This is a genomic window from Thermoleptolyngbya sichuanensis A183, assembly GCF_013177315.1.
GTDB classification, from domain to species: domain Bacteria; phylum Cyanobacteriota; class Cyanobacteriia; order Elainellales; family Elainellaceae; genus Thermoleptolyngbya; species Thermoleptolyngbya sichuanensis.
Map to the genome: position 1 here is coordinate 5231730 of NZ_CP053661.1, position 13436 is coordinate 5245165.

Below are 13436 nucleotides of genomic sequence, written 5' to 3' on the forward strand. Positions count from 1 at the left end.
AACCTTAGCAACGGGGAGCAAGCGCCATGAACTTGGATCAGAATCCACCGCAAAACCCACAGCGCGATCTGCAAAACGATCTGCAACATGGTCACCCGGCCGTGTTCCTCGACCGCGACGGCGTGCTGAATATCGAAGCGGGCTACATTTACAAACTGGAAAACCTGAACCTGATTCCCGGCGTGGCGCAGGCAGTGCGGCGGCTGAACGATCGCGGTCTGTTCTGCTGTCTAGTGTCCAACCAGTCGGGCCCGGCGCGGGGCTACTATCCCCGATCGCACGTTGATAACTTGCACGAACGCCTCTGTCGCCTACTACACGAAGAGGCGGGCGCATGGCTCGACGCAATTTACTATTGCCCTGACCTCAGCCCGCCCGAAGGCGGCACGGTTGCCGAATTTTCCCGCTGGACAACCTGGCGCAAGCCCAATACCGGAATGCTCGTCGCCGCCGCCTGGGAGCATCATCTGGACATTCGCCGCAGCTTCATGGTGGGCGACAAGGCGACGGACGTAGATCTGGCCCACAATGCCGGGTGCAAAGGCATTCTGGTGCAAACGGGCTATGGCGATCGCGTCCTGGCCGGAGCCTACCAGCACCAGACCCAACCCGACTATGTGGCCGAAAACCTGGCCGCCGCCGTCGAGTGGATCTGCGCCGCCTAGCACTAACTTTGCGACTGGATGTTTGCGACTAGTTTTAGACTGGCAATCTAAAATCACCAATCTAAAATCCAAAATCGGACTATTCCATCACAATCCAATCGCCCGACACCCACTCGCCCCGCTCTAGCTGCACCCAGCCGCCGCTACGTCGCCCCGTCAGCGCTACCCGGCTACCGTTAGGAATCGTTCCCACGACCTGCCCACCGGGGCTATTGCGGACATTCAGCGAGCTGCCGTTGGTGCGGACTCGCCCGAAGGAAATATCGCCGCCCACATTTCCAGAGGGATTATCAACCAGCCAATTATTAGATACCCAGGTGCCGTTGGTGCGCTCAACCCATTCGCCGCTGCGGCGACCTGTGAGTTCGACCCGACTGCCGTTGGCGATCGCCCCAATAATGGTGCCGCCGGGCGCATTGCGGACATTCAGCGGGCTGCCGTTGGTTGCGACAAATTTAGTACCCTGATCGCCTCCGATGGGCGGCTGCGGGGTAGGGGGTTGCGGCGTGGGCGGCTGGGGCGTAGTTCCCGGATTGGTCGTAATCCAATTACTCGAAATCCAGGTGCCGTTGGTGCGCTCAGCCCATTCACCGCTGCGCCGACCCGTCAGATCCACCCGGCTGCCGTTGGCGATTGATCCAACAACTGCGCCGCCGGGGGCATTTCGCACGTTCAGCGGGCTGCCATTAGTCCGCACAAAGGCGGTGCTGCTACCTGCGCCCACACCGGGGCTGGGGGTGGGGCTGGGCGGAGGAGTCGTGACGGGCGGCTGGCTGTAGGTAATGTAGCGGCCATCGACCCAGGTGCTGTTGGTGCGTTCCAAAAAGCCGTTGCTGGAACGACCCGTCAGTTCGACTCGCGTGCCGTTGGGCAGCGTGCCTACAATTGCCCCACCAGGCGCACTGCGGACATTCAACGGCTCTCCCGAAGTATTCACAAAGCCTACTGCTCGGTCGGTGCCGCTGGGGGGCTGGGTCGGGCTGGTATTGCCCACCGCAACCCAGTCGGCGGAAACCCAGGTGCCGTTGGCCAGTTCTAGATAGTTGCCGCTGCGGCGACCCGTTAGCTCAACCCGTGCGCCGTTGGGCAAGCTGCTGACCACTGGTCCGCCTGGGGTGCTGCGGACGTTCAACGGGTTGCCATTGGTCTGCACAGTGCCCGTAGCGGCCATTGCAGACCCCGCCGTGCCGACAACCAGAGCCGCTGCCAAGATCTGCGCCGAGAGCCACGCTGCGCTGGTGGGCGAGGGCAATAGCTCGCTCAGGTCGCGCAATTCGGGCGCTGGCTCGGTGCTTTCGTAGAGGAGGGCGGTGTGGAGATAGGCGAGGGATTCCATAGCGGTGTGACCTTTGTTTTACAGGATTTCTTACAGGTGCAGGACTGACACACTTGCGATGAGTTTTCTGGGTTTTGGACGATTTCTTGCGGGCGCAACCCGCGAGAAATCGTCCAATTGCGTCAGTCCTAAGGTGATTTGGGGCAGGTAATCGGGGGGTGAATGATTGCGGGGATGGATAAATGAGAGGACGAAGGAACGAGAGGGGCGATCGCCAAGCTCTACAAGGGTTTACTCATAAGCGATACAGCTTATGGTACTACGATTTCGGAAAGGGCTTATTTGAGAGAAAATTCGCAGATTTTGCAAAATCTTCCTGGTTTAAGCAGCATGGATGGAACCGTGAAAGGTGAGTGGGGGGGATCGTTGCGGAGATTGCGAACTGCTGGGTTAAATCAACACCAAGCCTGACAATTAATCATGAAGATTTGCCAAACAAACGTGAGAAAACTTAACCCGCGAAGCCGGACTATTAGAGTTTGGTTCAGCAGGACGGATTTTTGACCGCAAAAGTGCCCAGAACGCACCAGAAATTGCCCAGGGTTTGAGTTTCAGCAAGGGTTGAATCCTATTGCTGTTCTGGGGTTTGTTCTCGTGATTTCTGGGGAGCGTCGGGTGCGCTGCGAATGATCAATTTGGGAAGTTCCAGTTTAGGAGACTCAAACAACTCACGAATTTTGAACGAACCGTGAGACTGTCCCAGATTGTGGGCATCTTAAAACCACTCGCTTGAGTTAATACACGAGTTGAATCAGGTGCAAAGCCATCTGTTTAGAGCCGTGAAGTAACCTAACTTTCCGAAGCAAAACATAAAAGGGCGATCGCCCATCTTGCCTCAGGGGTTCACAGCATAGATGTCTATCACAAAAGTCAATTGAGAGATTAGCTGCAAAAATGACTGAGCGCAGAGATCACGCCTACCGTGAGGCAGATTGAGGATGCGTCGTGTGAGACTGTTAAACCCCTCATGCCCTTGTGTTCGTTTTGGTTCGATGGATTAGGCAAATTCGGTGTCTTGATCAGCGGCAAGCCGCATTGCTTGTCAGGAAGCCCGCCCATGAGCCTAAAATCTCGGTCGAAAAAGACCCCGCCCCAATCCAACTCGGAGGAACCGCAGTCGGGAAATGCGCCCCTTTCCGAGCGCCCTGCTCCGGCATCTTCTTGTCAGTCGGCGGAGAATTCTGAACGGAACTGCGAGAATAGACACAGCACTGGGCCCGAATCTTTGTCAGGCGGTTCCCATTTGAGCAACAGTCATGCGCGATCGCACTCTTCTCCTGCGCCACCGATCGACGGTTCCGCTGCTTCATCGTCTGCAATCGCTCAATCCCTGCTCAAGTTTGACAGCCTGGAAATTAGCAGCCTGGAAGCTAGCAGCCTGAAAGCTAGCAGCCTGGCGGATTTCTCAGATGCGCTGCTGCCGTTCATTCAACCGCTGCTCACGCTGATTTCTGACCTGGTTTATGTCTATGACCGGGTGGCGCACCGCCTCATGCTGATCAACGACGATCAGATAGTGGCAGTGTTGGGGGATTGCCTAGAGGGACTACAGTCGCCTAGTATCGCCGCCCTCTCTGCACGGGTTCATTCAGAAGACTGGGCACGGGTGCAGACGTATCTGGCTCAGATGTTGGGCGAGTCGAGCGATGAGCATGAGGTGGAATTTCGTCTGCGGCAGAGCAACGGCGAGTGGCGCTGGCTGCGATCGCGCGATCGCCTGTTGTCTCACACGCCCGATGGACTGCCCTGGCAGCGGTTGGGCCTTTTGACTGATATTACCCACCAAAAGCAAACAGACTCTACCGCCCAGCCAACGTCCTTGGTCGAGCAGCAGATGGGGCTGGTTTCCAAACAAGCCACCCACTTTGCCCGGATGCTGAGTCAGTCTTTGGATTTGAAAGACATCCTGAATACGGCTGTAGATCAGGTTCAGCAAATCTTTCAGGCAGATCGGGTGCTGATCTACCGCCTGTTTGAAAATGGCACAGGCAGCATCATCGTGGATGCACTCGCCGAAGGGTGTCCCACGATTTCCGGGCATCCGCCGCCAGAGAGCATCTTCCCGATTGCCGATCGCTCGACTAGCAGCGCAGGCTGGGTCTACAGCCTCAGCAGCCTAGAAACGGAATCCCTTTCAGAGCATTCTCGCAGTGTTTTGCGACGGCTGGGCGTTCGCGCCATGCTGGTCGTGCCGATGATGCAGCAGGATAGGCTGTGGGGCTGGTTGGTGGTGCATCAGTGTTTGGGCGATCGCACCTGGCAGAAGTGGGAAATTGACCTGATTACCCAACTTGCGGGTCAGTTAGACCTGGCTATTGCCCAATCGGAACTTTATCAGCAGGTGCAGCGCCTGAATGTTGATCTGGAGCGGCAGATTCAGGCCCGCACGGCCGAACTGCGGCTAGCGTCGAACTTTGAAGCGACGCTCAAACGCATTACCGACAAGGTGCGCGACAGCCTCGACGAAGATCAGATTTTGCAAACGGCAGTGCAGGAATTGGCGATCGCCACCGAGATTAGCTGCTGCAATGCCGCCCTCTATGACCTGGAAGAGGGCACTTCCACCGTCCGCTATGAATACACCACCACCGTCTCGCCTTACCAAGGACGCACCGCCGATCTAGCGGCCTTCCCAGAGATCTACGGCCCATTGCTCAACGGGCAGAGTCTACAATTCTGTTCTCTGGTGCCCAACCCGGTGCGCGGGCGCGTGTCCATGCTGGCAACGCCCATTATGGACGACCAGGGCGTGCTGGGCGATTTGTGGATGATCAACCACGCCTTCTATGCCTTTGGCGAACAGGACTTGCGCATGGCGCAGCAGGTGGCCAACCAGTGTGCGATCGCCCTCCGCCAGGCCCGGCTGTTTCAAGCTGCCCAGGCCCAGGTACGAGAGCTGGAAAAACTCAACCAGCTCAAAGACGACTTCCTCAGCACCGTCTCCCACGAGCTGCGAACGCCCATGTCCAACATCAAAATGGCCATTCAAATGCTAGAGCTAATCCTCCGGCAGACGGGCATTTTAGACAGCACCACCGAGCCAGAGCCAAACCGGGTCAACCGATACTTCAAAATCCTGCGGGAAGAGTCTCAGCGCGAAATCAGCCTGATCAACGACCTGCTTGACCTGTCGCGGCTCGACGCGGGCGCAGATGCGCTACACCTCAGCAGCATTAACCTAGCAGGCTGGCTGATTCCGCTGCTGCGCCCGTTTGAGGAACGCACCCGCAATCACCAGCAATCCCTGCAAATTCGCCTAGACGCAGACAGTCTGCCACCTCTGATCACCGACTTGGCCAAGCTAGAGCGCGTGGTTACAGAACTGCTGACCAATGCCTGCAAATACACCCCTGCGGGCGGCGAAATCTGGGTCGAGGTGAAGCGGCTGGAAGCGGGGGGGCAAAGGCAGGAGGAGGGGGAAGAGGGAAGAGGGAAGAACGAAGAACGAAGAGGGAAGAACGAAGAGGGAAGAACGAAGAGGGAAGAACGAAAGAGGCGGCTGGAGGCTGGGGGGCAAGGGCAGGAGAACGGAGTTGGGTGGGAGGACAGGGAAGAGCCTCCTTTCCAAGGTCTTGTCATTCCAAAGCTCCAGATTCGCGTCATCAATACGGGCACTGAAATCCCGCTCGTTGAGCGCGATCGCATTTTTGAAAAGTTCTACCGCATTCCCAACAACGACCCCTGGAAATATGGCGGCACGGGGCTAGGGCTGGCGCTGGTGAAAAAGCTGGTGATGTGTCTGCAAGGGACGCTGGAGCTAGACTGTGCTGACGGACAGGTGCAATTCACCGTCACGCTGCCGCTTCAGCCAGAATAAGCACCCTGCGGAGTGCCTCCGTCGCATTCAACATCACATTCAACTCGCATTCTTCAACTTGCATCCAACCTTGCAGAAGGCGGGAGAGAGAGCGGGAGAGAAGGCAGGTGAGCGGAGAACGGCAACCTGGCCTCTATTGGGCGATCGCCCCACTCGCCTTCAACTCTGTCAGCAATCCGCCGCAGGCATCCATCAGCAGGTCAATCACGTAGTTAAATCCCTCTGTGCCGCCGTAGTAGGGGTCGGGCACTTCGCGATCGCCATAGGTTTGGCAATAGTCGCACATCAGCTTGACCTTGTGGCGATATTGCCCGCTGCGGTCGAGGCGCAGAATATTTTCGTAATTCTCTTTGTCCATTGCCAGGATCAGGTCAAATTCCTCAAAATCATCGGGATGAAACTGGCGGGCGGTTCCCTCTAGCGTAATGCCCAGCTTCGCCTGAGCAGCGGCGTTCATGCGGCGATCGGGCGGGTTGCCAATGTGCCATGCACCCGTACCCGCCGAATCGCAAATAATCTGCCCGTCTAGCCCGTTTTGTCGGATCAGCAGGTTCATAATATTTTCCGCAGAGGGCGATCGACAGATGTTGCCAAGGCAAACAAACAGCAGCTTGTAGGGCATGTCTCCAGTTCCAGGTTTAAAGTGCTATACTCTCTGAGTGGTGATTGGCGATCGCTCTAAAGTTTACTACTCTAAGAGTCTGCTTAAGAGTTCGCTAGAAAGCCGAGGGCATGTAGCTCAGTGGATAGAGCATCAGATTCCGGTTCTGAGGGTCGGGGGTTCGAATCCCTCCATGCTCGTTTGGTACGCTCGTTTGATACACGTTAATGGCGCGTGGCAACAGGTTAGCCTCTAAGCTTTCGCCCATTTCCGTCAGGCAGTCAGCTCATCCGGTCGAACCCTAGAGCAACGTTTAGGAAGCGGCTAGAAGTCAGCCGTGCCCCAGCCAGGTGCTTTCTGAGCCGATCGCAGAATGAAGGCGGATAGGTTTTCGACCTGCGTCTGGTTCATCCAGTCCTCCGAAACGCGACGACACTCCAGCGCCTCTTCAGAGCCGTCGTAGGTTGTAGGGGCCCTCAGAAAGGCAACCAGGCGATTAATGGTATCGCGGGGCGGGGTTGCGCCCTTCAGCGCTGCAAGAGACAGCGGCACGGTCGGGTTGGGCAGGGTCGAACCGCCGACATGACAGTTTTTGCAGTTTTCTTCAAACAGGCGCTTGCCTGCGGTCAGGTCGATCGCCGAGAACGGTCGAGTCGTGTCTGCATCGAGCGGCAGTTCCACTGGCTCGGAGGCATCCAGAAACCGCGCCACATAGGGATCAACAGGCCCGGCGATCGCCCCTTGCGGCAGCAGCGCGATCGCCCCAATCCAGCATCCAACCACCACCCACCCGGCCACCCGCCACCGAGTTACGACGGGTCGGAGTATCTCTAACCAGAGTATCTCCAACCAATGGTTCCTCTGAAACCATTCCTGCGTGCCTTTCCGATCAGCCTGCTGCATTGCTATTTGTGGAACCGAGTGTCTCCTATCTAACTCTAGCGCTGATGGGTTGCTGATGGGTTGCTGGCGGGTTTCTGCTAGGGACGATATCCTGCTGATCTCCTGTTGAACTGGTCAATACTGGTCAATACGCCCCAATACGCCATTTTTTGCCCCAGGGCCGCCTTTAGAGTCCCGTTAGAGTCCTATTGGGCGGTTTGCGATCAGGCGGAATGCTCTCCCAGCTTTTTTGTAAACCAGGCTTAACAAACGAAACGAAAAGCAGACCTTTAGAATGGATCAGGACTACATAAAGCGATGGATAAACCCTGGTATAAAACTAAAAATGGCGGATAGAACCGGAGCCTCGTTGAATTCGTAGATTTTTAGAGGCTGGCTTAGCGCGAAGCAAGCCCCTAGATGAGGTCAAAATTTAGTCCGAAAATTGGTTTAGTTTGATCAACGACTCGGTGTTCGAGGAGACGAAAAATGTTGGATTTTTGGGGTCGGCATTCACGCCGTGGTGCGGAAGAATGGGTGCAGCCCCTCGTGGAAACCTATCAGGCCCTTAGCTCTGCTTCGGTGGATGCTCTCTGGCAGCGAGTCATTAACCTGGCTGACGTTTCCTGGCATCCGCTAATTGCCCGCACCAACGTTCCCAAAGGACTCATCCCCAAACCAGGACTGATTTATCAAGCGGTTTCGCGCCTGTTTCTGCCGATTCCGATTCGGATTTTTGTTGAGCGGGTGTCGCCCCGCGAGTTGCTGAGCGTCCGTATCCTAGCGCTGCCGGGGATAGAGGAGCGAGTCACCTATCGCGTTGAATCTACGCTCTGCGGTACGCGAGTGTCCTATTCTGTCACGCTCAAGGGCTGGCTGTCGCCGCTGATCTGGTCGTTTATTCGCCCCTATGCTGCTCGCGTGGCCACTGAGCTAGCCCATGCCGCTGAGCAAGATTTGGAACGGGCGGCCTGTCCCCGATCGTCTCGCCGCGCTTTGCCCAATATGAACGCCGATCTGTTCGGGCTGCTGCTGCTCGTCTGTAGTCTGTCTCCTTCGCTTCATTCCTGATGGGCGAGCGTGCGTCTGACGGCATCAGCCCTGCATTACACCTACACTACAATTACACCTACATTACGAAAGTCTTGGTCACAAGAGCGATCAAAGGGTTTCTGGCGGGACGCTGCTCAAAAAGAAGAGTCAGGCTGACGGTCGAGTCTGGCTTTGGGAAAATCTCTTGAGGGCGATCGCCCCAGACTACCCACGAGTCCCCCAAAATATGGTTTTATACTTTTGTGAAGCATCGCATGTGAAGCGTTAGCTAAGCTGCTCTCTCTTGATGTGTCTCTTCTGAAAGTGCCTTCAAAGTGCTTTTAGATGTTTCTCAGAGCGTTTCTGAGGGGCATCCAGCCCAGCGTCCAACGTAGCCATTAGCCAGTTTCCCTTCAGCAAGGAGCCGTCCATGTATATTGTGCAAGTTGCCTCTGAGTGTGCGCCAGTGATCAAAGCTGGGGGACTGGGCGATGTGGTCTACGGGCTGAGCCGCGAGCTAGAGATTCGCGGCAACACGGTCGAAATCATCCTGCCCATGTATGACTGCATGAGGTACGACCACATCTGGGGGCTGCACGAGGCCTATCGAGATTTGTCGGTGCCCTGGTACGGCGCAGCGATCAGGTGCGATGTGTTTTGCGGCTGGGTGCATGGTCGCCTCTGCTTCTTCATTCAGCCCAAATCCCAGGATAATTTTTTCAACCGGGGCATTTACTACGGTGCATCGGATGACAACATGCGCTTTGCCTTCTTTAGCAAGGCAGCGCTGGAATTTCTGCTTCGCACCAACAAGCGCCCCGACGTGATTCACTGTCACGACTGGCAGACTGGGCTAGTGCCCGTCATGCTGTATGAGATTTACAAATGGCACGGCATGGCTAATCAGCGCGTGCTGTTCACCATCCACAACTTTAAGCACCAGGGCATTGGCGGCGTAGATATTCTCTGGGCGACGGGGCTAAACAACGAGGAATATTACTTTCAGTACGATCGCCTGCAAGATAACTTCAATCCTTTCGTCCTCAACTTCATGAAGGGTGGCATCGTCTACGCCAATCATGTCAACACGGTTTCGCCTCACCATGCCTGGGAAGCCCACTATGGCAGCGAGGGCTATGGTTTGGGACACACGCTGCACACCCACAGCTACAAGTTCAGTGGCATCCTAAACGGTGTGGATTACGACATTTGGAACCCAGAAATTGACAAATACATTCCGGCAAAATATACCGCCGAAACGCTAGAGAACAAGGTTAAGAATAAAAAAGCACTGCGCGATCGCCTGGGTTTGCGCCATGACCCTGAAAAGCCCCTCATCTGCTACATTGGTCGGCTGGATGAGCAAAAGGGCGTGCATCTAGTTCACCATGCGATTTATCATGCGCTGCTGCGGGGTGTCCAGTTTGTGCTGCTGGGGTCGGCCACCGAGCGCGGTATCAACGACTGGTTCTGGCACGAAAAGAACTTCCTCTACAGCAATCCAGACGCTCACCTGGAGCTTGGCTTTAACGAAGAACTCTCTCACCTCATCTACGCAGGGGCAGACATGATCGTCGTTCCCAGCAACTTTGAACCCTGTGGGCTGACCCAGATGATTGGTCTGAAGTACGGCACGGTTCCCATTGTGCGCGGCGTGGGTGGCTTGGTGAACACCGTGTTTGACCGGGACTATGACGAAAACCACCCGCCCGAAAAGCGCAACGGCTACGTTTTTCAACATACCGATTTTCAGGCGCTAGAGTCGGCGATGGATCGGGCGATCGGGCTGTGGCGCTATTATCCTGAAGAGTTTGAGAAGCTCGTCCTGCAAGGCATGGCCTATGATTACTCGTGGAAAGATCCAGGCGCGGCCTACTTGGGTGTGTACGAATATATTCGTCACCGATAGCTATGTTCATCATCGATAGCTACGAAGTTTAGCTATGAAGGAAGTGTAGCTATGAAGTCACTATGAAGTGCCTCGCTGCGAGATACCTCGCTAGTAGCGGGCAGGATCTAGCGAAGGGGAGCATTATCAAAGGCTTGGGCGATCGCCCACCATGCAGGCTTGCGCTCCAGGTTTTCGTCCAGCGGTAGAGGACGGACAGGTAGCCCGTCTTCGCGGGGCTTGAACTCCGACAGCCAGGTATAGCGATCGCTCAGCCCCCAAGTCAGCACTGCAATGACGGCTGGTTCATCCAGCACCACATCCAGATATTCTCGATAGGCATCCGCCACTAGGCGATCGCGCTGTTCAATATCAGCAGGCAAACCCTGATCGCTCACGTCTAGTTCTGTGATCAGGATTTTAAGGCCCATACTGGCAATATCCCGCAAAAATTGCCTTAGCTTTTCGGCGTTAAATCGAGTTTCACTCGCTCGTAAATGAGACTGAATACCAAATGCTTGAATCGGTGTCCCTTTTGCCTGTAGCCGTTCTAGCAAGCGCAAGGCAGCGTGACGTTTTGCCGCATGGCTAGACGTGTCATACTGTAGCCCATAATCGTTGTAGACCCGTAAAGCCTCTGGGTCGGCTTGGGCCGCAACACGAAATGACAGATCGATATATTCTTCGCCTAAGAACTCAAGCCACGGACTCTTGCGAAGCCCATCGGGGCGGCCGTCTGGAACTTCGATTGCCTCATTCACCACATCCCAAGAATGCACCTTTCCGGCATAGCGGCCGGCAACAGACTCGATATGATGAACCAGATGGCGCTCCGCATTGCGCGAATTCACCGTTTCTGAAAACCATCGAGGCAGAGACAAGTGCCATACCAATGTATGGCCACGCATTTGTAAGCTGTATTTTACTGCAAAATCAAATAGCCAGTCGGTTTTAGTAAAGTCAAACTCAGTTGGAGAAGGACGCAAAGCTCGCCACTTCAGACCATTTTCTGGAACAAGAATTCTGCAATTCTCAACATATCTCGCAGCAAACTGAGCATCCGAGGACAGCATGGCATAGTCTGAAGCTGCTCCATAGAAAAACCCTTTCCGGGATGCAACCTGTGCCAGAGAGTTGAAGCCTGCTGTAGCCAAAGCGCTGGGCGATAGACTGTGAGAGCCAAAGCCCTGGCGACTCCTTTGCCGAATCGACGAACAGCCCGCAATCGCTGCCCCAATTCCGATTTGCAGCAATCGGCGACGACCGAGCCGGGATTGTATTGCCATAATTCCCTATTGCCATAATTCCCTAGGGCTGAAAGGTCAACGCTACCGTTTCAGAGCCTTGAAACGTTGCTGGATGCGCTGCTTGAAGATTCGGTAAAAGAACAGTGGGTTGCCTACAATGTATCGCCTCCACAACCGCCCCGGTTCCACCAGCAGCCTAGATAGCCATTCCAGCCCGCGATCGGTCATCCATTGAGGGCCTCGATAGACGGTTCCCGTATAGAAGTCCAGACAGGCTCCCAACGGTAAGAAAACTCGCGCATCGATGCGGTCAAAGTTATCTACAATCCATCTCTCTTGCAGCGGCATTCCGAAGCCCACATAAAACACGTCTGGCTGGAATCGGTTGATGTCTGCAATGACTGCATCATTTTCTGGGCCAGTCTTCGCAAAGTGCCCATGATGACCTGCAACTCGGAGGTTGGGGGCGATCGCCTTCATCTGAGCCATCGCCTTGTCCACTACCCCTGGCTTTCCTGCAAGAAGATACAGCGAAAGATTGTGCTGTTCACACAAAAGAACCAGGCTTTCGATATAGTCTGGACAAGTCATGCGGTGACTGCTCTTAACAGAATAGCCCAGCATCTTTGCGCCTAAAAGAACCCCAAATCCATCGCAAAAAACCAGCTCTGAACGATTAATAAAATCACGATACCAAGGCAGGTCATAGGCAAAATTCATACCACGAGTATTAACGTTGCCAATGACCGTCTTCCTATCTTGCTTTGCATATTCAACAATGGAGTTGAGAAGATCACAAACTGTAATCTTGTGAAACTTTGTGCCGAAGATGCGAATCTCCTCGAATAGAGTATTGCTAAGAACCATGATGATCACCGCTTTGTGGCAGTACGCTTTGTGGCAGTAGACGAATAAATATCGGTTAGCGCTTTCCAATAGCTATCTGCGCCAAATGGAAGCACACTCTCGCGAGCAGCATGTCCAAGGCTAGTTCGGAGGGCGTTATTCTCAATCAGCAACCGAATTGCATCCGCAATTTGATAGATATCTCCAGGTTCCACTAAAATTCCGTTCTCTTTATGCTTGATGAGTCCAGGAATACCCCCTACAGGGGTAGTAATGATTGCCAGTCCCCAGCTCATAGCCTCCAGCAAGGCCATAGGCAGACCCTCGTTATAGGAAGGGAGGATAAAAACGCTGGCTTCTCTGGAAAGGGCTTCGCGTTCTTGAGGGCTGACCCAATCTCTGACAGTGACAATGTGATCTAGCCCAAGTTCTGAAACAAGCTCACGTAGTTTTTCTGTTTCGCCATCACCAGCCATTACGAGCCGCAATCGAGTGCGATCGCGCTCAGAAAGATGAAGCAGCGATCGCACCAAATCAAACGCACCTTTCCGCTGGCCAATACGTCCAAAGAAGACGAATAGAACCTCTCCCTCCTGACCGTCAGTTCGCCGAGGAACTTGATTGGGAATTCTGACTGCGTTGGGCAGTACCGATACGTTCTGCTCCTTAAGATTCAGCGCTTCCACATAAAATTGCTGCCAACTTTCAGACAGCACAATGAAGCGATCGCACTGACGATAAACCCAACCTAGAGCGGCTCTTAAAAAGATGGGTAAATGATCATAAAACTCATGAAACTCCGAGCCATGAGTATGCATCACCACGGGCTTTCCAAATAACTTGGATACTAGTGTGGTGACGGACTGTCGAAAGGCACTACCTCTTTCAGAAACATGAATATGGATCAGGTCAATATTGCCAAAAAGTAGCCTACCTGATAAGTCAAAGAGAGCTTTGAAAAATGCTCGAAGCTTCTCTATTGAAGAACCGTCAACCAGCGTTGCAATATGCTCAATCTCTACGCCCGAATCATCAGCCTGCTCCAAGATCAACTGCTGGACTGAGACTATTCCTCCCTTCCTCGAAAGTCCTTCTCCCAGCATTAGAATCTTCATAATTATG

Annotated in this window: 10 protein-coding genes and 1 tRNA gene; 5 read left to right on the forward strand and 6 right to left on the reverse strand. The window is 54.4% G+C overall.

Features of this window, described 5'->3' with window-relative positions; all coding sequences use genetic code 11:
• Positions 1–26 precede the first annotated feature (26 nt).
• Positions 27–665 carry a D-glycero-alpha-D-manno-heptose-1,7-bisphosphate 7-phosphatase gene (locus HPC62_RS21715; protein WP_172358487.1) on the forward strand — a complete coding sequence of 213 codons (639 nt, stop codon included), beginning with the start codon at positions 27–29 and terminating at the stop codon, positions 663–665.
• Positions 666–744: 79 nt separating this feature from the next.
• On the opposite strand, the gene HPC62_RS21720 is transcribed toward HPC62_RS21715, so the two are convergent.
• Positions 745–2001 carry an SH3 domain-containing protein gene (locus tag HPC62_RS21720; RefSeq protein WP_172358488.1) on the reverse strand — a complete coding sequence of 419 codons (1257 nt, stop codon included), beginning with the start codon at positions 1999–2001 and terminating at the stop codon, positions 745–747.
• Positions 2002–3058: 1057 nt separating this feature from the next.
• Here HPC62_RS21720 and HPC62_RS21725 point away from each other — a divergent pair.
• A complete protein-coding gene (locus tag HPC62_RS21725; RefSeq protein ID WP_172358489.1) occupies positions 3059–5818 on the forward strand; it encodes a GAF domain-containing protein in 2760 nt (919 codons plus the stop codon).
• A 133-nt stretch (positions 5819–5951) separates the two neighbouring features.
• Here the strand turns inward: HPC62_RS21725 and HPC62_RS21730 are convergent, their stop codons facing one another.
• Complete coding sequence (locus HPC62_RS21730; RefSeq protein WP_172358490.1) at positions 5952–6440, reverse strand: low molecular weight protein-tyrosine-phosphatase; 489 nt, start codon at positions 6438–6440, stop codon at positions 5952–5954.
• Positions 6441–6546: 106 nt separating this feature from the next.
• Between HPC62_RS21730 and HPC62_RS21735 the strand changes: the two genes are divergently transcribed.
• Positions 6547–6619 (forward strand) — tRNA-Arg (locus HPC62_RS21735).
• A gap of 124 nt (positions 6620–6743) precedes the next feature.
• Here HPC62_RS21735 and psbV2 read toward each other — a convergent pair.
• Positions 6744–7262 (reverse strand): photosystem II cytochrome PsbV2, encoded by a 519-nt coding sequence (psbV2, locus tag HPC62_RS21740; RefSeq protein ID WP_390820393.1) that lies wholly within the window; start codon positions 7260–7262, stop codon positions 6744–6746.
• Between the two features lie 528 nt (positions 7263–7790).
• Here psbV2 and HPC62_RS21745 point away from each other — a divergent pair.
• Both HPC62_RS21745 and glgA read left to right on the forward strand, forming a co-directional pair.
• The gene (locus HPC62_RS21745) at positions 7791–8372 is read left to right on the forward strand and encodes an SRPBCC family protein (protein WP_225906801.1); all 582 of its coding nucleotides are present in this window, start codon (positions 7791–7793) and stop codon (positions 8370–8372) included.
• Between the two features lie 391 nt (positions 8373–8763).
• On the forward strand, positions 8764–10242 hold the full coding sequence (gene glgA / locus HPC62_RS21750) for a glycogen synthase GlgA (protein WP_172358492.1): 1479 nt from the start codon (positions 8764–8766) through the stop codon (positions 10240–10242).
• 107 nt (positions 10243–10349) lie between these two features.
• Here glgA and HPC62_RS21755 read toward each other — a convergent pair whose 3' ends face one another.
• From HPC62_RS21755 to HPC62_RS21765, 3 genes are read right to left on the reverse strand one after another with little or no spacing between them, the layout of a single operon-like run.
• Positions 10350–11507, reverse strand: coding sequence for an endo-1,4-beta-xylanase (locus HPC62_RS21755; protein ID WP_172358493.1), 1158 nt, complete (start codon positions 11505–11507; stop codon positions 10350–10352).
• Positions 11508–11549: 42 nt separating this feature from the next.
• A complete protein-coding gene (locus HPC62_RS21760) occupies positions 11550–12335 on the reverse strand; it encodes a WecB/TagA/CpsF family glycosyltransferase (RefSeq protein ID WP_172358494.1) in 786 nt (261 codons plus the stop codon).
• A gap of 5 nt (positions 12336–12340) precedes the next feature.
• The gene (locus HPC62_RS21765) at positions 12341–13429 is read right to left on the reverse strand and encodes a glycosyltransferase family 4 protein (RefSeq protein ID WP_172358495.1); all 1089 of its coding nucleotides are present in this window, start codon (positions 13427–13429) and stop codon (positions 12341–12343) included.
• Positions 13430–13436: the final 7 nt, after the last annotated feature.